Source organism: Microbacterium sp. LjRoot45 (genome assembly GCF_964253325.1).
Classification (GTDB): Bacteria; Actinomycetota; Actinomycetes; order Actinomycetales; family Microbacteriaceae; genus Microbacterium.
Window position 1 is genome coordinate 34937 of the sequence record NZ_CAXUQM020000001.1, and the last position, 21196, is coordinate 56132.

17 protein-coding genes and 1 tRNA gene are annotated in these 21196 nt (G+C 65.7%); 14 read left to right on the forward strand and 4 right to left on the reverse strand.

Annotated elements, in window-relative coordinates; genetic code table 11:
- Nucleotides 1-13: 13 nt before the first annotated feature.
- From ACSQ18_RS00150 to ACSQ18_RS00180, 7 genes are all read left to right on the forward strand, one after another.
- Nucleotides 14-97, forward strand: a tRNA-Leu gene (locus tag ACSQ18_RS00150).
- A gap of 410 nt (nucleotides 98-507) precedes the next feature.
- Nucleotides 508-1560 carry an aldo/keto reductase family protein gene (locus ACSQ18_RS00155; RefSeq protein ID WP_436035042.1) on the forward strand — a complete coding sequence of 351 codons (1053 nt, stop codon included), beginning with the start codon at nucleotides 508-510 and terminating at the stop codon, nucleotides 1558-1560.
- A gap of 103 nt (nucleotides 1561-1663) precedes the next feature.
- Complete coding sequence (locus ACSQ18_RS00160; RefSeq protein WP_436035043.1) at nucleotides 1664-2980, forward strand: ABC transporter substrate-binding protein; 1317 nt, start codon at nucleotides 1664-1666, stop codon at nucleotides 2978-2980.
- Nucleotides 2981-3049: 69 nt separating this feature from the next.
- Nucleotides 3050-3967, forward strand: coding sequence for a carbohydrate ABC transporter permease (locus ACSQ18_RS00165; protein WP_436035044.1), 918 nt, complete (start codon nucleotides 3050-3052; stop codon nucleotides 3965-3967).
- Nucleotides 3964-4797, forward strand: coding sequence for a carbohydrate ABC transporter permease (locus ACSQ18_RS00170; RefSeq protein WP_436035045.1), 834 nt, complete (start codon nucleotides 3964-3966; stop codon nucleotides 4795-4797). Before ACSQ18_RS00165 ends, ACSQ18_RS00170 begins: the two co-directional genes overlap by 4 nt.
- Before the next feature lie 45 nt (nucleotides 4798-4842).
- Nucleotides 4843-5424 carry a TetR/AcrR family transcriptional regulator gene (locus ACSQ18_RS00175; RefSeq protein WP_436035046.1) on the forward strand — a complete coding sequence of 194 codons (582 nt, stop codon included), beginning with the start codon at nucleotides 4843-4845 and terminating at the stop codon, nucleotides 5422-5424.
- An 80-nt stretch (nucleotides 5425-5504) separates the two neighbouring features.
- The gene (locus ACSQ18_RS00180) at nucleotides 5505-8132 is read left to right on the forward strand and encodes a family 78 glycoside hydrolase catalytic domain (protein ID WP_436035047.1); all 2628 of its coding nucleotides are present in this window, start codon (nucleotides 5505-5507) and stop codon (nucleotides 8130-8132) included.
- A gap of 87 nt (nucleotides 8133-8219) precedes the next feature.
- Here ACSQ18_RS00180 and ACSQ18_RS00185 read toward each other — a convergent pair whose 3' ends face one another.
- The 4 genes from ACSQ18_RS00185 to ACSQ18_RS00200 are packed head-to-tail and all read right to left on the reverse strand — an operon-like array spanning nucleotide 8220 to nucleotide 13564.
- Entirely contained in the window at nucleotides 8220-9128 is a 909-nt protein-coding gene (locus ACSQ18_RS00185) for a carbohydrate ABC transporter permease (RefSeq protein WP_436035048.1), read from the reverse strand.
- Complete coding sequence (locus ACSQ18_RS00190; protein WP_436035049.1) at nucleotides 9128-10063, reverse strand: carbohydrate ABC transporter permease; 936 nt, start codon at nucleotides 10061-10063, stop codon at nucleotides 9128-9130. Before ACSQ18_RS00190 ends, ACSQ18_RS00185 begins: the two co-directional genes overlap by 1 nt.
- Nucleotide 10064: 1 nt before the next feature.
- Nucleotides 10065-11351: an ABC transporter substrate-binding protein gene (locus tag ACSQ18_RS00195; RefSeq protein WP_436035051.1), complete on the reverse strand. Its 1287-nt coding sequence runs from the start codon at nucleotides 11349-11351 to the stop codon at nucleotides 10065-10067.
- 53 nt (nucleotides 11352-11404) lie between these two features.
- Complete coding sequence (locus tag ACSQ18_RS00200; protein WP_436035052.1) at nucleotides 11405-13564, reverse strand: alpha-galactosidase; 2160 nt, start codon at nucleotides 13562-13564, stop codon at nucleotides 11405-11407.
- A gap of 180 nt (nucleotides 13565-13744) precedes the next feature.
- On the opposite strand from ACSQ18_RS00200, the gene ACSQ18_RS00205 reads away from it, so the two are divergent.
- The 7 genes from ACSQ18_RS00205 to ACSQ18_RS00235 all read left to right on the forward strand — a co-directional run bounded on the left by ACSQ18_RS00205 (nucleotide 13745) and on the right by ACSQ18_RS00235 (nucleotide 21057).
- Nucleotides 13745-14794, forward strand: a complete 1050-nt coding sequence (locus tag ACSQ18_RS00205; RefSeq protein ID WP_436035053.1) for an ROK family protein — start codon at nucleotides 13745-13747, stop codon at nucleotides 14792-14794.
- A gap of 102 nt (nucleotides 14795-14896) precedes the next feature.
- The gene (locus ACSQ18_RS00210) at nucleotides 14897-15178 is read left to right on the forward strand and encodes a metal-sensitive transcriptional regulator (RefSeq protein WP_436035054.1); all 282 of its coding nucleotides are present in this window, start codon (nucleotides 14897-14899) and stop codon (nucleotides 15176-15178) included.
- Nucleotides 15179-15207: 29 nt separating this feature from the next.
- Nucleotides 15208-17283, forward strand: coding sequence for a heavy metal translocating P-type ATPase (locus ACSQ18_RS00215; RefSeq protein WP_436035055.1), 2076 nt, complete (start codon nucleotides 15208-15210; stop codon nucleotides 17281-17283).
- A gap of 53 nt (nucleotides 17284-17336) precedes the next feature.
- Entirely contained in the window at nucleotides 17337-17918 is a 582-nt protein-coding gene (locus tag ACSQ18_RS00220) for a DUF305 domain-containing protein (RefSeq protein ID WP_436035056.1), read from the forward strand.
- 708 nt (nucleotides 17919-18626) lie between these two features.
- The gene (locus tag ACSQ18_RS00225; RefSeq protein WP_436035057.1) at nucleotides 18627-19793 is read left to right on the forward strand and encodes a hypothetical protein; all 1167 of its coding nucleotides are present in this window, start codon (nucleotides 18627-18629) and stop codon (nucleotides 19791-19793) included.
- Nucleotides 19794-19807: 14 nt separating this feature from the next.
- A complete protein-coding gene (locus tag ACSQ18_RS00230; RefSeq protein ID WP_436035058.1) occupies nucleotides 19808-20362 on the forward strand; it encodes a hypothetical protein in 555 nt (184 codons plus the stop codon).
- A gap of 101 nt (nucleotides 20363-20463) precedes the next feature.
- Nucleotides 20464-21057 carry a S1 family peptidase gene (locus ACSQ18_RS00235; protein WP_436035059.1) on the forward strand — a complete coding sequence of 198 codons (594 nt, stop codon included), beginning with the start codon at nucleotides 20464-20466 and terminating at the stop codon, nucleotides 21055-21057.
- Nucleotides 21058-21196: the final 139 nt, after the last annotated feature.

Below are 21196 nucleotides of genomic sequence, written 5' to 3' on the forward strand. Positions count from 1 at the left end.
GCGACGTGGATTCGCGCGAGTGGCGGAATAGGTAGACGCGCTGGCTTCAGGTGCCAGTGCCCGCAAGGGCGTGGGGGTTCAAGTCCCCCCTCGCGCACAACAGGCCGTGTGAGCAAATGCAGTCACTGTTTGTGAGGAAATGAAAAGGGCCGGTCGAGGCACATATCGACCGGCCCTTTCCTGTCTGAACTTCACCCCCGACGGCCTGGTTGAGCCCGGCATGCTCCGCCGTCGGCGACTGAGCTCGTCGACGTGCTCAGGCCCGCAATCTCGGATCGCGCTCGGTTGAGTTTCTCGACCTCGGCGACTCCGAGTCGTTGGCGGAGCGCTCCGACAAGGCGACCGTCACCAAGCTGCGGTCTCGACGCGACAGTCTTTCGCACTCCCAGACCTCGCCGAAGAGCACCTTGTCGGTGCAGTGCTCACGGAAACCACTCGATGAAAAGTATTCGCTAGAGTGCTCTGTACCAGCAGCTCCGCTGGACGACGACGTTCGGAGGACGGCGAATGCGGCATCGGCATCTGGGGAACTCAGGCCTGAAGATCAGCGAGATTACATACGGCAACTGGCTCACCCACGGCTCGCAGGTCGAGAACGACATTGCGGTCAAGTGCGTGCACACGGCGCTGGACGTCGGGATCACCAGCTTCGACACAGCCGACATGTACGCCGATACCGCGGCGGAGACCGTGCTCGGCAATGCCCTCCGCGGGGTTCGTCGCGAGTCCGTCGAGATCTTCTCGAAGACCTACTTTCCCGTGGGGCCGCAGGGTCCGAACGACATGGGTCTCTCGCGCAAGCACATCATGGAGTCGATCGACGGAACGCTTCGTCGACTCCGCACGGATTACGTCGATCTCTATCAAGCACACCGGTGGGACTACGGGACGCCGTTGGAAGAGACGATGGTGGCGTTCGCCGACATCGTTCGGTCGGGCAAGGCCCTCTACATCGGAGTGAGCGAATGGACGGCGGATCAGCTTCGCGCGGGTGCGAAGCTGGCGCGGGAGCTTCGCATACCGTTCGTCGCCAACCAGCCGCAGTACTCGCTGCTCTGGCGCGTCGTGGAAGCGGAAGTCGTGCCCGCATCGCGTGAGCTCGGCATTTCTCAGGTCGTCTGGTCGCCGGTCGCCCAAGGCGTCCTGACGGGAAAGTATCTTCCGGGCCGGCCGACGCCGGCCGGCAGCCGAGCGGCCGATGAGAAGGGCGGCTCGGAGATGATCCAGCGGTTCTTCCGGGATCCCGTGCTCGAGCGGGTGCAGGCGCTCGTACCCATCGCAGCGGAGCTTGGGCTCTCGATGGCGCAGCTCGCTGTCGCCTGGGTGCTGCAGAACGAGAACGTATCGAGCGCGCTCATCGGCGCATCGAGGCCGGAGCAGGTCACGCAGAACGCCGCCGCCTCCGGAGTGACGCTTTCCCCAGATGTCATGGCGCTTATCGACGCCGCGTTGGGCGACGTCGTCGAACGCGATCCGTCCAAGACGACACTCGAGTCGCCCGTCGCCCGTCGCCGCACGGATGGATGGGGAAGCGATGAATCGTTACAGAACGATCGTTGACACCATCTGATGCCCTAGGTACTCTCAACGAAAGCCGGTCATTGACTCGTTTCAACGCCGGCCCCACCCGCGCACCAAGCGGACCCGTTACAAGGAGGTAATGATGCCCACACGTCCCCTGCGCCGGATGCCAGCGATCCTCGCTGCCGGAGCGATCACGGCCATCGCCGTCGCCGGATGCTCGGCGCCGCAAGGTGATGGCGGCGACGGTGAGAAGGTGACGCTCACCTGGTTCATGGGTGCCGGCGTTCCCGACGACATCGCCACCGCGGAGCAGCTCGCCGCTGACTTCAATGCCGCCAACGACGACGTCGAGGTCGTCGTCGATGCCTCAGGCCCGGAGGGGACCGAGCTCGACAACATGGTCAAGACGCGTCTGTCGACCGGTGAGATGTCCGACCTGTTCTGGTACAACAGCGGCGCCCTCATGCAGGCGCTCAATCCCGACGTGCAGTTGCTCAACGTCGCGGGCGAGCCGTGGCTCGACGGGCTGCAAGACGCCTACGTCACCACTGTGTCCACGGCGAACGGCACGTACGGCGCCCCCGTCGGTCAGGCCATGGGCGGTGGCATCTTCTACAACATCGACGTGTTCGAGGAAGCCGGCGTCGAGGTGCCGCAGACCTGGGACGAGATGCTGGATGCCGTCGCGGCCATTCGCGGCATCGGTGTAGACCCCGTGATCCAGTCCTACGGAGACACCTGGACCTCACAGATGGTCGTCCTCGCGGACTTCTACAACATCTACGCTCAGGACCCGGACTTCGGCACCAAGCTCACCGCGAACGAGGTCAAGTTCGCGGACGAGCCCGGCCTGTCCAGCTTCGAGAAGCTTCAAGACCTCGCGGATGCTGACGCGTTCAACGAGGACTTCGCGACGACGCTGCTCGACCAAGCGCTTGCCAAGCTCGCGAACGGCGAGGGGGCGATGTATCCGATGCTGACCTTCGCGCAGGCGACAATCCAGCAGAACTTCCCGGAGCAAGCGGACAGCATCGGATTCTTCCCCGTTCCGGGCGCGTCTGCAGACGACTTCGGACTCACGACGTGGATGCCATCGTCGGTCTATGCGCCGGCGACCACCGAGCACCCCGACGAGGTCAAGCGCTTCATGGCGTTCGTCGCCAGCCCGGACGGGTGCGATGCCATCACGGAGGCACGCGGGATCACCGGACCGTACGTGGTAGACGGTTGCGAGATCGGCGGCGACGTCTCCCGCATCGTCTCGGACATGCTGCCCTTCTTCGAGGACGGCAAGACCGCCCCCGCACTCGAGTTCCTGTCGCCCGTGAAGGGACCGAACCTCCTGGCCTTCACCGTCGAGCTCGGATCGAAGATCACGGACGCGGCGCAGGCGGCGAAGGCCTACGACGAGGACAACGCCCTCCAGGCCCAGCAGCTGGGCCTCGAAGGCTGGTAACCGACCCTCCCCACTACCAGGTGTGGCGGGGTCGACCCTGACCGACCCCGCCACACCCCGGAAGGCACCATGACCACCGAAACCCTCATCGCCCGGCCGGGTAGGAAGGGGAGGGTGTCGACAAGATCGCGCCTCAACTTCGCCTACCCCGGCTGGTTCTACGCGCCGGCCGCCGTCATCTACGGCATCCTCTTCCTCGTCCCCACCTTCGCGTCGTTCTACTTCGCGTTCACCCGGTGGACTCTCGCGACGACCGAGTTCGTAGGGTTCGAGAACTTCGTCACCTTCTTCACGCAACCGAGGCTGTCGACGGGGCTCACCAACACGGTGATCTATGCCGTGATTACCTCCTTCGCGAAGGTGGCGCTCGGGCTCGCGTTCGCTGTCGTGCTGACCTCCGGCATCTTCGCGCGAGGATACCTCCGCGCCGTCGTCTTCTTCCCTGTGTTGGTCTCGACCATCGGTGTCGGCATCACCTTCAAGGTGCTACTGGACCCGTTCGACGGCGTCGTGAATAGAGGGCTTGCGGCCGTCGGCATCGCCGGTCCGGGCTGGCTCACCGACCCGAGCCTCGCGCTGTACTCGATCGCCCTCGTCGACGTCTGGAAAGGCGTCGGCCTCGCCACCCTGATCTTCATCGCCGGCATCGTCGCCATCCCGAGCGACTACTACGAGGCGGCGCGCGTCGACGGCTCGTCGGCGTGGACCAGCTTCTGGAACATCACGGTCCCCTTGGTGCGTCCCGCGACCGTCACCGTCGTGATCCTGTCCCTGATCGGCGGGCTCCGCACGTTCGACCTCATCTGGGCGATGACCGGCGGAGGACCCGGATTCGCGAGCGACACGATCGCCTCGGTGATCTACAAGCAATACGCCGCTGGCTTCTACGGCCTGTCGACGGCCGGCAACGTGATTCTGTTCCTCATCGTCACCGGCATCGTCCTGCCGTTGTTCCTCTTCTTGAATCGGAAGTCCAAAGAACTATGAGAGCCGAACGCACCCGCAACCTCACGGGCGGGATCATCGCGATCGTCGTCTCGATCGTCGTCTTTCTCGTGCCGTTCGCCTTCATCGTCCTGACGTCGTTCAAGACGCAGCGGGAGGCTTCGCTCCTCGAGTTCAGCTGGCCGACCCAGTTCGTGTTCTTCGACAACCTCATCCAGGTCATCCAGACCCGCGACTTCACGGTGGTGCGCGCATTCATCAACAGCACGATCCTCACCGTCGGCTCGGTGGCGATCATGGTGGTACTCGCGGCGATGGTCGGGTGGGTGTTGCAGAGGCGGCAGTCCAGGTGGAATCCGTTCATCAACTTCCTGGTCCTCGCGGGTCTGATCGTCCCGCCGGCGGTCGTGCCGACCATCTACGTCATGCAGCAGCTCGGGATCTTCCGCACGATGCACGGGCTCATCTTCATCGAGGTCGCGTTCGGGCTGTCGTTCTGTGTTTTGCTCTTCCGCGCCTTCGCGGCGACGATCCCACGCGAGCTCGACGAAGCAGCCCTGCTCGATGGGGCCGGTCCCCTGCGGTTGTTCTTCCAGGTTGCCTTCCCGCTGTTGCGCAGCGTCATCGTGACGGTCATCGTCGTGCAGTCCGTGACGGTGTTCAACGACTTCGCGAACCCCCTGTATTTCGCGCCGGGTGCGGAGAACGTCACAGTGCAGCTCACGCTCTACAACTTCCAGAGCCAGTTCTACACGGCCTGGAACCTGCTGTTCACGAACGTCTTGCTCATCACGATCCCGCCGCTCATCATGTACATCTTCTTCAACCGACAGATCGTCGCCGGGATGACATCCGGGGCTATCAAGGGATGAAGGGTGGGTTCTCACGTGTCCGTCCGACCTAGGTAGCATTCACACATGTCCACTCGAGGGCCCTACGCCAAGGGCGTTGCGAAGCGCGAGGAGATTCTCCAGACGGCGCTCGAGCTCTTCGCCCGCAAAGGCTACGACCGCGTCTCCGTACGTGAGATCGCACGCGAGAGCGGCCTCAGCCAAGCAGGCCTGCTTCACCACTTCAGCACCAAGGAAGAACTCTTCCTAGAAGTGCTGCGACGCCGGGACGACCGCGACGGGGACCCCGTCAGCCATCGACACGAACACAGCGTCAAGCATCTCATCGGCGCCGTGGAGAACAACTCGAGCGAGCCCGGACTTGTTCGCCTCTTCGTCTCGATGTCTGCGGAGAGCACAGAGGATGATTCGCCCGCGCGGGCGTTCTTCGAAGACCGCTACGGCTGGCTCCGCGACGAAGTGTCCAAGGATGTGCGCGCGCACCAAGAACGCGGCGAGCTGTCGCCGAGCCTCGACGCGGATGCCGTCGCGTCATTACTGATCGCCGTCGCGGATGGATTGCAGCTCCAGTGGCTGCTCGAGCCTGAGAAGGTCGACATGGGTCGATTGATCTCGTCCCTCTGGGAAACGCTGCGCCGCGTCGACTGAACTGTGATGCCGAGGTCTCGAAAACCTGTCTTTGATTGGTAATGTGGTGCTCACTCTGTGTCGACGAGGAGGTCAACCGCGTGCATAAGCCTTTCGAAGGTGCCAGCTGGATCGCCCGGCCCGTGCCGGCCGCGCAGCGTGTCACCCGTCAGATCACACGAACCCGCATCGACTGGGTAGAACCGGGTCACGCACTAGCCCAGACGCTCCGCGTGGAGGGGCCGATCACCGCCGTGAACGTCGACCTCGTCGGCCCCGGCGACGCCGCGGAAGCGCACGGCACCCACGTCAGGTTCACCATCGCCCTCGAGCGACCCGACGGGAGCGTCGTCGTGGACCGGGTCTGGGAGGGCCCGCAGCTCGTCTGGGACCATTTCGGCCCCTACCTAGACGTCACCCCGCCAGCGCCGGCGGGTGACTACGTCGTCGTCCTCCGGTCCGAACGAGGCCGCATCGGGTGGTCGGCCTCTGACAGTGACGGCGCGACGGAGGATGACGGGATATCACCTCTGCCCGTCGTCGGCACGGCGCTCGCTGACGGCATCCCCGTGGACGGCGTGCGCCTGGTGGGCGTCGACACGATGCCCGCCCCGAACCCGGTGTTCCGCCGGACCTTTCCCGTGGCGGCGACGCCCGCGGCGGCGACCCTCGCCGCGGTCGCACTCGGGACGGGCGTCGTGCGGGTGAATGGCTACCGGGTCGGCGACGAGATGCTCGAGCCCGCCGTCACCGATTACGACAAGACCGTGCTCCATCGCATCTGGGATGTCGCGCACCTGCTCCGCGAGGGCGACAACGAGATCGAGATCCACGCGGGTCGCGACCGATACTCCGCCCGCGGAGGTGACACCTGGGGGTGGTATCTCGCGCCATGGCACCGCGAGCCAGTCGCCCTCGCGCGCCTCGACATCATCGACTCCACCGGCGTAACCACGACCGTCGTCACCGACGGCAGCTGGGAAACCGCAGCAGGACCGGTCGACGCGGAGCGGCTCTTCCGCGGTGAGGACTGGGTGGTGCGCGCCTCCGACCCGAGTTGGCAGCCTGCAACGGTCGTCTCCGCACCGCGCGGAACGCTGCGCGAGGCACGACTTCCCGCCGTCGTCGCGCTGCCTCCGGTTGCCGCGCCACTGGTGCGCGCGCTCGACGAGACGCGCACGGTGCACGACTTCGCTGAGGTCATGGTGGGGCGTGTCCGCGCGCGCCTCAGCGGCCCGACCGGCGCAACCGTTCGTGTGGTGTCAGGTGAGCAACTGGCGCCGGACGGGTCGGTCGTCTGCGACAACTTTCTTGTACCAGGGGAGGCGCAGGTCGACACGATTCGCTTCGAGCGCGACGTTGATGGCCTCCTGTGGGAACCGCAGTTCGGGTACCGCGGCTTCCGGTGGATGCAGATCGAAACCACCGGCGGCGCGGTAGTTGAGCAGGTCCGCGCGGTGCCGCTGTATGCAGACGTCGCACGGATGGGCGAACTCCGCGTCGCCGAACCGACGCTGGAGTGGATCGACAAGGCCCTCGCCGGCACCTTCCGCAACAATCTGCACGGCATCCCGACGGACACGCCCATCTACGAGAAGAACGGCTGGACCGCCGACGCCCATCTCGCGACCGAGGCGCTGCTGCATCACTTCGACCTGCGGGAGTCGTTCGGCAAGTGGATGGACGATCACATCGACGCCCAAGGAACGGACGGGTCGGTGCCGCAGATCATCCCGACCCCTGGATGGGGACGCGCGACGGACCCCGTGTGGTCGTCGTCCGCCGTGCTGATCCCCTGGTACCTCTATCGCGAGTACGGCGACCTCGCGATCCTCGAGCGGGTGACCCCGATGGTGCGTTCGTTCGCCGAGCAGGTGCTCCGTGAGCTCGATGGCGACGGGATCTGGCGCCGCCGCACGTGGGGCGACTGGCTCGCGCCCGGGCACATGACCGGACCGGAGGGAATGGCGCCCATCGCGACCATCATGACGGTCACCCTGCTGGAGCACGCGGCGCTCATCCTCGGCGAGACGGGCGACGCCGACGCCGAACGCTTCCGCGCCGAGGCCACCCGCGTCGGCCAGGCGTACCACAACGCGTGGTTCGACTCAGCCCGCGGCATCTACGCGGTCGACGGCGTCGACTACCGACAGGCACTGAACATCCTCCCGCTCGCGTTCGGGATCGTACCGACCGCACACATCGAGTCCGTCAGGGCCGGGCTGATCGACGACATCGAGAACCGTACGCACGGGCACATCGACTGTGGCGCCGTCGGTGTGCGACACCTCCTCCCCGTCCTCAGCGCGGCGGGACGCGACGACCTTGCCGTCACCGTGCTGACCACCCGCACGAGGCCGGGATGGGGGGCATGGTTCGAGGCAGGCGAGTCCACACTGCTCGAATCGTGGGACGGCGACTCGCGCTCGCGCAATCACTACTTCCTCGGATCGGTGGACGCGTGGATTCAGCAGCGGGTCGGCGGTCTTCGCCTGCTGGAACCGGGCTGGCGGCGCTTCGAGGTCACGCCCGTCGCGGACGAGCGGATCGACCGTGCCCGCATCTCCCATCGCACGCCGCTCGGCGACGCCGCCGTAGCGTGGCAGCGCGGGCCTGGCGGCTGGCGGTTCGACATCACCGTCCCGGCCGGATCGTCGGCTGTCGTCCGGGTCGAGAGCGCAGAAGTCGAGCTCGACGCTGGCCGTCACCGATTCCTGCTCTCGAACTGACGAGTGGTCCTGTGGCTGGGCCGGCGCGTTGACGCTCGTGTCGCGCCGACACGGGGAGGGTGTTGAGACGGGTGGCCGGACGCTGTCCTATTTGATCGAGCCCCGCGTGACTCCGGAGATGACCCACCGCTGCGAGAAGATGTAGACGATCAGCAGCGGAGCCATCGCCATGAGGTAGGACGAGAAGGCGACGGTGTAGTCGGTATTGAACTGACCCTGGAACACGTACTGCGCGAGGGGCAGAGTGCGTGCGGCGGGGTCGGTGAGCACGACGAGCGGCATGATGAAGTCGTTCCACGCCCACACACAGGTGAGGATGCCGACCGTGGCGTTCATCGGCATCAGGAGCGGGAAGATGACCTGCCAGAAGACCCGCCAGGTCGATGCGCCGTCGACGCGCGCGGCCTCCTCGAGCTCGATCGGGATCGACCGGATGTAGGCGGTGTAGATGAAGATGTTCAGCGACAGCCCGTAGATCGTGTACAGCAGGATCATGCCGACCTGATTGTCGAGTCCGAGCATCGAAGTCTGCTTGACGAGGGGCAGCATAATGATCGGGAACGGGATGAACAGCGCGGCGAGCAGGTAGAAGAACACGCCCTTGAAGAACGCGCGGTGGATGTTGCGGGCCAGAGCGTAAGCGACGACCGAGCTCGTGAGCAGTGTGAAGACGACGGATCCGACGGTGATGAACGCGGTGTTCGCCAGCGCCTGGGGGAAGCTCGTGCGCTCCCACGCGTCGGCGAAGTTCTCCCAGCGGATGGGGTTCGGTAGCTCGAAGCCTGTGCCCTGCGTGAGCTGCTCCGGGGTCTTCAGCGCGACGACGACCGCGAGGTACAGCGGGATCAGCACGGTGAGGGAGCAGACCGCGATGAGGGCGGTCGCCCACCAGTTGGTGCGGCGCGTGTCGTCATCGGGCTCTCCGCCGCGCCGACGGCGGCGGATGGAGGCGGTGGCTGTTTCGAGCTGCGGGGCGGTGTTGGTCATGGTGGTCATCAGAAATCGGCCTCTCTGCGCTGAAGGACCCGGAACTGGAAGAGTGAGACGACGGTGATCACGATGAAGAAGATCACCGCGTTGGCGGTCTGGTAGGCGAACTCGCCTCCTGAGAATCCGCCGCGGAAGATGAGCAGGGTGACCGACTCGGTCGACGTGCCCGGTCCGCCGTTGGTGAGGGCGACGATCGGGTCGAACACCTGCAGGAAGCCCTTGAGGCTCAGCACCACGTTGATGGTGAAGAACGCCCCGATGAGAGGGAATGTGATCGAGCGGAACTGCCGCCAGGGACTGGCTCCGTCCAGTGCCGAGGCCTCATAGAGCTCGGCGGGGATCGTCTGGAGCCCTGACAGGTAGATGATGATCGCGAACGCACATGCCTGCCAGACGGCGAGAGCGACGATCGCTGTCCACGCCCAGGTCTCGTTGGTGAGGATGTTGTCGGCGAACAGCGGGATGCCAGCGAGGATCTTCGGCAGCGAGTTGGAGAAGAAGAACTGGAACACGTAGCCGATGACGAGGATCGCCAGGATGTAGGGCACGAAATAGACGCCGCGCCAGAAGTTCCGCGCCTTGATCTTCGCGTTCAGTCCCAGCGCGATGGCGAGGGAGAAGACGTTGGTGAGCACGGTAGCGACGATCGCGAAGAGGAACGAGAAGCCGTATGCCTGAAGGACTCGGTCGTCTTGGAACAGGTTGATGTAGTTCGACACCCCCACGAAGTTCCACGCACCGTAGCCGGCGTAGTTCGTGAAGCTGAAGAAGATGCCGATGACGACGGGCACGGTGTGGAACGCAGCGAACGCGATGACGGCCGGCCACACCATCCAGTAGTAGGCAGGCAGGGCGCGGGAGCGATCGGAGCGCACGCGTGATGCGCGCTTGCCGCGATCGCCGGTGGAGCTCGCGCGGACGGCCTGGGTGAGGGTCGACATGTCAGTCTCCTGTCACGGGGATCGTGCGGGCGGCGACCTTGCGCCACTCGTTGTCCAGCGCCTTCAGGGCGGCTGTCGCGTCGCCTTCGAATAGGAACTGCTGGTCTATGGGAATGAGCGGGATGCTCGGGGGCACCTGATGGTCGATGAAACCCGTGATGCGGCCTTCGTCGAAGAAGGGCTTCACTGATTGGAGGGCGGGGTCATCGCCGAGCTCGGCGCCTTCGACCGAGGGGACCATGTTCTGCGACGCGGCGAAGGCCTCGATGACGTCCGGCTGGAAGACGTAGTCGAGGAAGCGCTGGGCCGCTTCCTGGTGCGGACTGTTCTTTCCCATGGTGAAGACGACGTCGACTCCCGAGACCAGCAGGCTTTCGCCGGCCTTGTCGGTGGGGTAGGGGAAGATCCCGATCCGGATGTCGGGGTTCACCTGCAAGATCGGGTTGGTTGCCCAGATCCCCTGCAAGAGCATCGCCGACTCCCCATTGGCGAATGCGGCGTTGCCGTCGTCGTAGGTGCGTCCGCGGTACCCGTCTTGCATGTACGAGAACAGCTCGTACTGGCGGTCCATGACTTCGGCGAAGTCCTTCTCGAACGACACGGCGGAGTCCGGTCCGACATCCGCTCCCTGGGCGCGCAGCTCGTCGAAGAAGCCGTCCTGTGCCGGGTAGGCGCCCAACGCATTCCACGACGGAATGGCGGTCCACGAGTCGGCGAGCGTTCCGTAGAACGGCTGGATGCCAGCGTCGACCAGCGCGTCGCACACCGCGATGAACTCGTCCCAGGTCTCGGGGACTTCTAGGCCCTGTTCCTCGAAGATGTCCATGTTGTAGATCACGCCGTTGGCGTTGTTGACGTAGCCGAGGCCGTTGACCTCATCGCCGTAGCTGCCGAGGTCGGCGAGGATCTCCTGCACCGCAGGATTGATGGTGTCCAGGATCGGGTCGTCGCTGAAGTCGCGGAACACACCCGCCTGTGCGAGACGGCCGAAGTTGCCGTTCGCGTTGAGAGTGATGATGTCCGGCACCCGGTCTTTGACCAGAAGCGTCCGGATCGCGGTGTCGGCATCGGCGACCTGGTTCTGGATGACTTTGATGTCGGGGTTCTCGGCTTCGAAGTCGGCGATGATCTGCGCGAAGTCCTCGAGGGCCTCTCCTTTGAACTGAAAGAAGTTGAGGGTGGTGATCCCCGGGCCTGACGCGGATGCGCAGCCGCCGAGGGCCACCGCGATCCCGGTGGTCACGGCGATTGCTGCGACAGCGGTCGTCGTTCGTCTGGTCTTCGACATGGGTTGCGCCTCCTTGCGCGATGGGGTGTGCAGCGGTGCGAGTGGGTGGGGTTTCAGAGTGCGGTCGCCTCGACGACCGTCGCTTGCTGGGGCCGTTGGACGGGGGGACGGATTCCTGCCACGGCGAGCTCCCGTCCGGTGAGGACGGTGTCGGCGAATGCCCACGCGAGGTCAGATTGTCCGGCACGGGGTCCGGTCGTGTGCGCGGTGAGGCGGTATCGCCGCTCAGGTTCGAGGCCCGGTAGGCGTACGCGTCCGGGTGGGTAGGCCGCCGAGGTTGCGGTCTGGACGATGGTGAAGACAGCCGACGCCGAGTCGGGTGCCACAACGCCGCGCACATCCACCGACCCGTCGGCGCCGTCATGGTGGACGATGCGGCCTGTCGCGACGAGCGGACGAATCCGGCGGGCGAGCGCCACCCACGCGGCGATCTCCTTGCGGGTGTCGGCGTCGGTGGATGTGAGGTCCCACTCGATGCCGAAGTGTCCGAAGAGTGCCGCGGCTCCGCTCAGCCCGAGTGGCACGATGCGACCGGACGCGTGCACCTCAGGGGTCGTCAGGTGCGTTCCCATCATCTCTGGAGCTACGACCAGTCCGGTGTATCGCTGGATGTCTAGGCGCTCTAGGGGGTCGAGGGTATCGCTCGGCCAGATGCGGTCGGTGCGATCCAGGATGCCGAGATCGACGCGTGCGCCACCCGACGCGCAGCTCTCGATCTCGAGTCCCGGATGCGACCGCTTGAGGTCGTCGATCAGGCGGTAGAGCGCAAGTGTCTGGTCGTGCACCCGAGCCCTGCCGCCGGGGCCGCCGCCGGCATCCACCAGGTCGCGGTTGTGGTCCCACTTCAGGTAGGCGATGGGGTACTCGTCGAGGAGGGCGTGGAGGCGCCCGGAGATGTAGGCGAACGCGTCGGGGTGCGCGAGGTCGAGCACCTGCTGCTGCCGGGCGGACGGCGGTTGTGCCATCCGGGCGCGGAGGATCCAGTCCGGATGCGCCCGTGCCAGGTCACTGTCGGGGTTCACCATTTCGGGTTCGACCCAGAGTCCGAACTCCATGCCGCGGGCGCGCACACGATCGATGAGAGGGTGCAGCCCGTTCGGCCACACGTCCTCGTCGACAGACCAGTCACCGAGGCCCGCCGTGTCGTCCCTGCGCCCGTGGAACCATCCGTCGTCGAGGACGAACCGTTCCACACCGACCTCGGCGGCGGCATCGGCGAGGTCGAGGAGCTTCGGCAGGGAGTGGTCGAAATACACCGCCTCCCAGGTGTTGAGGGTCACCGGGCGTGGGCGGCGCGGGTGCTGCGGGCGGCGACGCCACTCGTCATGGAAGCGGTGCGAGAGTGCCGTGAGGCCGTCGCCCCAGGAGCCGATCACCCACGGTGTCGTGATCGATTCTCCGGGTGCGAGGATCACTTCTCCGGGTGCGTAGAGCTCACCCGCCGCGAGAAAGGCGTCCCCGGTGGTGCCGCGCTCGGCGATGACCCGGTGGTTGCCGCTCCATGCGACGTGGATGCCGTGGACGAGCCCGCTCTCGAAACCGAAGCCGACGCGTCCGGCGGCGAGGAGCAGCGTGGAGTCTGCACCGGGGCGACCGCGCCGGCTCTCGCGCGTGTGGGTACCGAAGGTGAAGGCGCGCCGTTGCGGCGAGCGTTCCCGCAGATGGTGGCCCGTCGTGTCGAGAAGCTCGGTAGAGTCCCATGGCACGGGGAACCCGACAAGGAGCGCGTCGACAGTGAAGTCGGTGTCTCCCGTGTTGCGCAGCGTCACGCGCTGGTGGAAAAGGCCGGCGGCTCCCACCGCCAGCTCGACTGTCGCGGATAGGCGGGACTCGGCATCCGCGAAGGAGAGGGTCGCCGTACGGTCGTTGGCGTGGACGTCTACTAGTGAGAAGAGAGCGCTGAAGCCCGCTCCGTCGCGGTGGCCCTCCAGTGCGGGTGTGCCGAGCCATCCTGTGGCGGACGTAGCCAGAAGGCCGAACGGGGCGGTCTCATCGAGGCCACCGGAGACACGTTGCGGACGTGAGGCGACGCACAGACTAGTGAGGGTGGCCGGGTCGTCATCCAGCTCCGCGCCCCAATGGACGATCGCAGGCCCGAACGAGAGGTCGACGACGACGCTGGTTCCTCCTCCGCGCAGATGCAGGACTTCGGCGACCGGAACCGGATGTGCGTACGGCGGCTCCACGGTGAGCGCTCCTTCGGCATTCGACATGAATAACTTCTACCACGGAACTAATGGACAGGACAATAGTGCTTATCGACTCCACTCGCCGGAGTTTGCGCGCGTCTTTGGTGCCATGATGGAATCAACTGGGAGGTGAGCATGCTCACGGAGAGCGAGTCAGCTCTGGCGCGAGAGGTCTTGATTCACGGTCCGATATCCCGGAGCGCGTTGACCGACCGCCTCGGCCTATCGCCCGCGAGCCTGACTCGCCTTGCGAAGCCCTTCCTCGAACGCGGCATCCTCGTGGAACGGGACGACGACCGTGCGGGTTCGGTCGGCCGACCGACCCGCCCCCTGGACGTCTCGCCGGCGATCGGCAGGTTCGTGGGTATCAAACTGACCGCCGACCGCCTGTACTCGGTCGTGACCGATGTCCGCGCGCGGCAAGTCGCGACCTCCGAACACGCGCTCGACGACAGGACTCCCGCCGGCGTCGTAGGTGCAATCGAGGCGGCCGTCGCTGAGGCAGGGCCGGGCATCGTCGGCGTCGGCATCAGCCTTGGCGGGGTCGTCAACGCCGGACGTGTCGAGTACGCCCCCTTTCTGGGATGGCGCGATGTCGACCTCGGCACGCTCGTCGCCGACCGCGTCGGACTCCCCGTCGCGCTGGAGAACGACCTCGTCGCGCTCGCCGAGGCCGAACGGTGGTTCGGTCTAGGCCGCGGAATCCCCGGCTTCTCGGTCATCACCATCGGAGTGGGCGTCGGCTACGGACTTGTCGTACACGGCGAAGTCGTCCGCTCGCGCGAAGCCGGTGCCGGGCTCGGCGGCCACCTTCCCCTCAGCGCCACCGGGCCCGTGTGCGCCGATGGCCACCGAGGATGCGCGCAGGCCATGCTGACGTCAGGCTCGATCGCCGCACAGGTATCGGCAGCCCTCCAACGCAACGTCGAGTACGACGAAGTGATCGCGCTCGCGCGCGCGGGCGATCCTGCCGCTGTGTCAGTGGTCTCCGCCGCCGCTGATGCGTTGGGACGATTCATCGCCCTCTCCGCGAACCTCACGCTCCAGCACGCGGTCGTTCTCGCCGGTGACGGCATCGCGCTCTACCAGATCGCGCGCGAGCGGGTCGCCGCCGCGACTCTCGCCGACCGCGACCCACGCGCCGACCCGGTCGACATCTACGTCGACGAGTCCGGCTTCATCGCTTGGGCGCGCGGTGCCGCTGCCGTCGCGATCCAGAGCGCCTTCGACGCGTTCGCACTCGGCGGTCAGTGAGTAGCCACTCGAAGGACCCATCCATCCTGGCGCGGCTCTGCTCATCTGCCGCACATCGCATTGATCGTTGCCATGAATACCCTACGGGGGTATGGTATGCGCATGAACGGATACTCACACGGCAAGGAAGACCTGCTGAAGCGGCTGCGCCGTGCCGAGGGTCAGGTGCGCGGCATCGCGCGGATGGTCGAAGAGGACAACTACTGCATCGACATCCTCACCCAGGTCTCCGCGGTGACGAAGGCGCTCGAGACGGTTGCGCTCTCCCTGCTGAGCGATCACCTCACGCACTGTGTCGCGGAGGCCACCGCGGAAGGCGGAGACGTCGCCCAAGCCAAGATCCGGGAGGCGAATGAAGCCATCGCCCGACTCGTCCGTTCCTGACCAATCGTCTGATCGGGAGGAGGCTTGACATGAGCCAACACGAACATCACAACGGGTCGACTATGCACGTCGTCCACTCGGATGGCCGGCACGGCGGCCATGAAGCTCACGCACACCACGAAGGCCATTCAGGTCACGCGGGACACGTCGGCCGGTTCCGTCGACTGTTCTGGATCAACCTGATCCTGGCCGTCCCCGTGGTGGCATTCTCCGGAATGTTCTCGATGCTGCTGGGCTACGAGCTTCCGGAGGCGTCTTGGGCCGGCTGGGTGTCGCCCCTCCTCGGGACCGTCATGTACGTCTGGGGTGGCAGCCCGTTCTTGGTCGGGGCGGTCAGCGAACTGCGCTCGCGCAAGCCGGGAATGATGCTGCTCATCGGTTTGGCGATCACCGTGGCGTTCGTCGCGTCGTGGGGAGCGAGCCTCGGCGCGCTGCACCACGAGCTCGACTTCTGGTGGGAACTGGCCCTCCTCATCGTCATCATGCTGCTGGGCCACTGGATCGAGATGCGGTCCTTGGCGCAGACGACTTCCGCCCTGGATTCGCTGGCGGCTCTGCTCCCCGACGAAGCCGAGAAGGTCCAGGGCGACAGCACCGTCACGGTGATGCCGTCTGAGCTCGCGGTCGGCGACGTCGTCGTGATCCGCCCTGGGGGCCGTGTCCCCGCTGACGGGCGGGTCGTCCAGGGTTCGGCAAGCATGGACGAGTCGATGATCACCGGGGAGTCCAAGGCGGTGCGTCGCGGGAACGGCGATCCCGTCGTCGCCGGGACGGTCGCGACTGACTCCGGACTTCGAGTGGAGATCACCGCAGTGGGCGACGACACCGCCCTTGCCGGCATCCAACGGTTGGTCACCGAGGCACAGAACTCCTCGTCGCGCGCACAACGGCTGGCTGATCGTGCCGCCGGTTGGTTGTTCTGGTTCGCCCTCGTCGCGGCCGCCATCACCGCCGTGGTCTGGACCGCCGTCGGACTTCCCGACGAGGCCGTCATCCGCACCATCACGGTGCTGGTCATCGCCTGCCCGCACGCGCTGGGCCTCGCCATTCCGCTCGTGGTGTCCATCGCCACCGAGCGCGCTGCGCGGGGCGGGGTCCTCGTCAAGGACCGCCTGGCCCTGGAGAGCATGCGCACCGTCGACACGGTCCTGTTCGACAAGACCGGCACCCTCACTAAGGGCGCCCCCGCCGTTACCGGTATCGAGAACGTCGACGGCGTCGACCGGCAGCGGCTGTTGGCATTGGCTGCTGCAGCGGAATCGGATTCAGAGCACCCGCTGGCGCGGGCCATCGTCAGCACTGCGCACCACGACCGACTCCCCGTCCCACCGGCGACCGAGTTCGCGTCCGCCCCCGCCGTGGGTGTTCGCGCTCGGGTCGACGGTCATTTGATCCAGGTCGGCGGCCCTCACCTGCTGGCGGAGGAGGGCGGGCGCGAGCTGCCCATCGCCGACGAGTGGCGACAGGAGGGTGCCATCATCCTGCACGTCCTCATCGACGGAAAGGTCAGCGGAGCGCTCCGACTCGCGGATGAGGTCCGCGCGGAGTCGCGGCAGGCAGTTCGGGCCCTTCACGACCGAAGCGTGCAGGTGGTCATGATCACCGGCGATGCGGAGGCGGTCGCTGCGTCCGTGGCCGCGGAGCTCGGCATCCAGCGATTCTTCGCCGGGGTGCGACCCGAGGACAAGGCATCCAAGGTCACGCAACTCCAGGAGGAGGGACGCACGGTCGCGATGGTCGGGGATGGCGTCAACGACGCGCCGGCACTCGCTCAGGCGGACGTCGGCATCGCCATCGGCGCCGGAACGGACGTCGCGATCGCGTCGGCGGGCGTCATTCTCGCCAGCGATGACCCGCGCTCGGTGCTTTCGGTGATCGAGCTCTCCCGGGCGAGCTACCGCAAGATGAAGCAGAACCTCTGGTGGGCCGCCGGCTACAACCTGATCTCGGTTCCGCTCGCGGCCGGCATCCTGGCACCGGTCGGCTTCGTGCTGCCGATGTCGGTCGGCGCGATCCTCATGTCGCTGTCGACCATCGTGGTCGCCCTGAACGCGCAGCTGCTGCGTCGGCTCGACCTGTCTCCCGACGCCGTAGCGGGCCACTGACCGCACCGCGATGAACGACCGATCGCTCACCTAGCCCTGTGTGGAGGAAACTCATGAAGATTCGTACCGCGGCGGCCGCCGGAATCGCGCTCGCTGCCGCTCTGACGCTCGCCGGCTGTACCTCAGGACCGATGTCCGGGATGCCGCACGACAGCGACTCGTCAGCATCCGCGCCGGCGGACGCCAACCAAGCGGACGTCATGTTCGCGCAAATGATGATCCCGCACCACCAACAGGCCGTCGAGATGGCCGATGTGATTCTCGCGGAGGACGGCATCGACCCGGAGGTCACCTCGCTCGCGGAGAGCATTAAGGCCGCGCAACAGCCCGAGATCGACCTGATGGAGAGCTGGTTGGAGTCCTGGGGAATGGACATGGGGAACATGGACGGCATGCACCACGGCGACGGCATGATGAGCGAGGAAGATATGGATGCCCTCGAGGCCGCTACCGGCGACAAGGCATCCCGGCTCTTCCTCGAACAGATGATCGAGCATCACGAAGGTGCCATCGAGATGGCGCAGGACGAGGTCGACGACGGCCAGTACGCCGACGCCGTTCAGCTGGCGCAGAGGATCATCGAGACCCAGACCGCCGAGATCGCACGGATGAAGGAGCTGCTCGCCGGCTCCTGAGCACTCACCCAGCTTGATTGCGGGTGCAGCTTCGCGGAGCTCTTCCCTCCACGTCGGAGGCTGCCGAGACAACATGCTTCCCGCGAGTCGACACGATTCCCGCGCACGAATCATGTGGTCTCGCGGAAGACGTGTTGTTTCGAGGGTGGGGGGCACCGATGGTGCAGGGCACCCGGCGGCGCAGGCTCCGCGCGGCGGTCAGGTCTGCGTGAACACGAGACGCGAGTACGCGCCGCCGCGTGCCAGCAGCTCGTCGTGGGAACCCGACTCGAGGATGGGCCCCTCGTCGAGCACCGCGATGAGGGGCTTCCGGATTCCCTAACACACTCGCAACAGCAACGCAGAACGCAGCCGGTCGGTGAGTCATCTCCGGCCGGCTACGTCGTTCACGGGGTCACGCGCCCGCCGATCTCGGCAGGAGCACCGGCAGTCTCACCCCTAATTATTGAGATCTGCGTCGTCAGCGGGGGCACGTGTGCCATCGACGAGCTCGTGGGTCTTCGTCGACCCGCCGCCCCTGAGTGCGCCATTGCCGCACCCAGACCACCCTTGGCGGGATGTGGGGTCCACGCCATCTGCCCTGGTCCGAACATCTCCCACACACATCTCGTCGCGCGTTATGGTGCGAGCATCAGCATCCACGCTCAGCGGTTGCTGTGAGGCGGCACAACATCATGCTCCGTCCTCAACTCGCGAGAGCAACCTCGCATGCGCGGATGGGACTTCCATATGAAGAGAACACTTGAGTTGTCGATCTCCACTGCAGCCATCCTTGGATTGTGCGCCTTCGGAGTTACGCCGGCTCACGCAGGTTCTGAGGGGCCGCCCGAAGGTGAAGTGGTGGTTCTCCAGGGAGAGATTGCCGCCGCTCCGAGTGACGTGTCCGCATCAACCGATCTGGGCAACATGACGCTCTTCGCATGGCCCGCCGAGGAAGTTCTCGCGGCGGCTGCGCCGGGCGAGGCCGTCAAGCTCACACCGATCGCGACCGCGGAAGTGAACGGCGACGGCGAGTTCTCGTTCACGGTGCCTGAAGGTACTGACTTCGATCGATTCGCCGGCGGGACTGACCACATCAACGTGTCGATGGCAGGTGTCGCCGACGGCGAGGAGTATTGGTACTCGACGTCGATCAACGCGGAGCCCACCGAAGCCGATAGCGAGCCCGACGCAGAGAATCCATTGCCGGAGGTGGAGGTATCGCCCACCGGCGACGACAACTCGACCGCGTCGACCTTGGACACGTACTCGGACAAGGCGTGCTACACCTCGACCGCGGCGACCTACTCCGCGAAGACAGCACAGGTTGGCTACACCGCCAACTCCCTCACCGGAGGCAGCGCGCAGTTGAAGTTCTCCAGCGGAGCGACCGCGAAGTTCGGAGTGGGAATCTCCTCTTCTGGCGCATACGGGTCGTTCAGCGCATCTGGCACGACGACGCTTACCAGCAATCTGACGATCGCCTTCGGCGCGACCACGAGCGGCGCACGCACCCACCATGTGTATCTCGTTCCCAAGAAGTACAAGGTCTACTGCGAATCGAACGCGGGCATCCCCATCTCCACCAAGTACGAACTTCGCCCCGCGAGCTACACCGGTGGCTCGGCTTCATCGTCTAGCGCCACGTTCTCTACGAACGCGTACTGCACCCCGTCTGAGAAGAACACCACCACCACCATCGACGACTCGACCGCAAGCACCATGTCGTTGGGTTTCAAGACTTCAACGATCATCGGTGTGGATCTGTCATCGCAGTCTGGCTTCAACAAGAACACAAGTCTCGTCCTCAAGACACCGGCCGCCGCCCCTGGGAAGATCTGTGGGGAGAAGGGCTACCCTGGCGGTACGCCTGGTCGTGTCAAGCTCAAGCCTTAGGGAGCCGACGCAAGATGATCGATCGATTCCGGGGGAGGGCGACAGCGACCGCTGTCGCCCTCGCCCTCGCCCTCGCCGGCTGCGGCGCACACACGATCGCGCCGGGTCCCTTGAGCCTGGGATCCGGTGAGCCCGAGCCGCACATGAATACCTGCGTCGCCGACCTCGGCCCAACCGGATCGTTCTTCGCCGGCGATCGACTGCGCAACGACACGGAGCAGACTTTTCGCATCACGGCTGCGACCGCGGACAGCGTAGAGGGTCTCACGATCACAGCTCTCACCGGTCGCCGGATGGCCGCTGACGATCCACATTTCCTCGCGTTCTCGAGCGGCGGGTTATCGGATCCGCAGTTTGCGCGTGCTGTGGCCGATACGACTCCGCTGGTCGGCTTGGATATCGCACCCGGCGAGACGATAGGGCTCGTCGTCGAATCCACTCTCGACTCCGTGGACGTCGGCAGCTTTGCCTCGATCACGGTCACCTACGAATCCGAGGGTCAGAGCTACCAGAACTCATCCTCGGTCAGCTTCCAGGGGTCGGCACGCTCGTGCCCCGACTGGCGCTAGCGGCTGCCATCGCAGTTGCACTGTTGGCAGTTGCCGGATGTGGTGCGCGTCCAGAGGTGCGATCCGATAGCGAACCGCCGACGGTAGGCCTTGTTGCGATCGTGAACGCGAGCACGACGCCAGACCGCGTCTACGAGGGGCAGTTTTGTGGCGGCGTCGCAGTGGGCCCGACGATGGTTGCCACCGCCGCTCACTGCGTGGCCAACCGGTCGGTTGAAACGCTCGCCGTGGCCTCTGGCGGCACAGACGTGTGCGAACCGGTGTGGAGAATCGTCTCGGTGACTGAGGTCACCATCGACCGCAGCGTGGCGATGGTCCAACTTGAGGAGGCGGTCGACGCTCGCCCGGCGCCCGTCGCGGCACTGGATACCAATGCCGGACTAACCGCCCGCGGTTGGGGTCGCGACTCTGCCTCGGGAACATACCCCTGCGCCGCCAAGACGATCCCACTGGCGTTCAGAAGCCTTGAACATTGCATCTCGGCGGAAGAGCGGCAACTCACGGGCGTGTTCTGCGCTGCGCCCGCTCATCGGGACAACACCTGCTCAGGCGACAGCGGTGGTCCGGTCTATCAGACACAGAACGGTCTCGACGTTGTGGTCGGCCTCGTAGAAGGTGGCGCCGGATGTGGTCCGCGCGACGATGGGCTCTACAGCCTGCTGGCTCTCAAGTCGGAGCGGTGGGAACTTCGGTGAGTCGCCGAGCGCTGCATCTCCGTCCGGCTTTCGTGTTGCAGGCAGCGGCCCGGTACCACCTGTCTCTTCCCTCCACGTCGGAGGCTGCCGAGACAACATGCTTCCCGCGAGTCGACACGATTCCCGCGCACGAATCATG

Coding starts and splice junctions, on each gene's coding strand:
- ACSQ18_RS00215 (WP_436035055.1), top strand. CDS start 15,208: ATGAGCCAACACGAACATCACAACGGGTCGACTATGCACGTCGTCCAC.
- ACSQ18_RS00220 (WP_436035056.1), top strand. CDS start 17,337: ATGAAGATTCGTACCGCGGCGGCCGCCGGAATCGCGCTCGCTGCCGCT.
- ACSQ18_RS00230 (WP_436035058.1), top strand. CDS start 19,808: ATGATCGATCGATTCCGGGGGAGGGCGACAGCGACCGCTGTCGCCCTC.
- ACSQ18_RS00175 (WP_436035046.1), top strand. CDS start 4,843: ATGTCCACTCGAGGGCCCTACGCCAAGGGCGTTGCGAAGCGCGAGGAG.
- ACSQ18_RS00200 (WP_436035052.1), bottom strand. CDS start 13,564: ATGTCGAATGCCGAAGGAGCGCTCACCGTGGAGCCGCCGTACGCACAT.
- ACSQ18_RS00165 (WP_436035044.1), top strand. CDS start 3,050: ATGACCACCGAAACCCTCATCGCCCGGCCGGGTAGGAAGGGGAGGGTG.
- ACSQ18_RS00225 (WP_436035057.1), top strand. CDS start 18,627: ATGCGCGGATGGGACTTCCATATGAAGAGAACACTTGAGTTGTCGATC.
- ACSQ18_RS00210 (WP_436035054.1), top strand. CDS start 14,897: ATGAACGGATACTCACACGGCAAGGAAGACCTGCTGAAGCGGCTGCGC.
- ACSQ18_RS00195 (WP_436035051.1), bottom strand. CDS start 11,351: ATGTCGAAGACCAGACGAACGACGACCGCTGTCGCAGCAATCGCCGTG.
- ACSQ18_RS00155 (WP_436035042.1), top strand. CDS start 508: ATGCGGCATCGGCATCTGGGGAACTCAGGCCTGAAGATCAGCGAGATT.
- ACSQ18_RS00185 (WP_436035048.1), bottom strand. CDS start 9,128: ATGACCACCATGACCAACACCGCCCCGCAGCTCGAAACAGCCACCGCC.
- ACSQ18_RS00190 (WP_436035049.1), bottom strand. CDS start 10,063: ATGTCGACCCTCACCCAGGCCGTCCGCGCGAGCTCCACCGGCGATCGC.
- ACSQ18_RS00160 (WP_436035043.1), top strand. CDS start 1,664: ATGCCCACACGTCCCCTGCGCCGGATGCCAGCGATCCTCGCTGCCGGA.
- ACSQ18_RS00170 (WP_436035045.1), top strand. CDS start 3,964: ATGAGAGCCGAACGCACCCGCAACCTCACGGGCGGGATCATCGCGATC.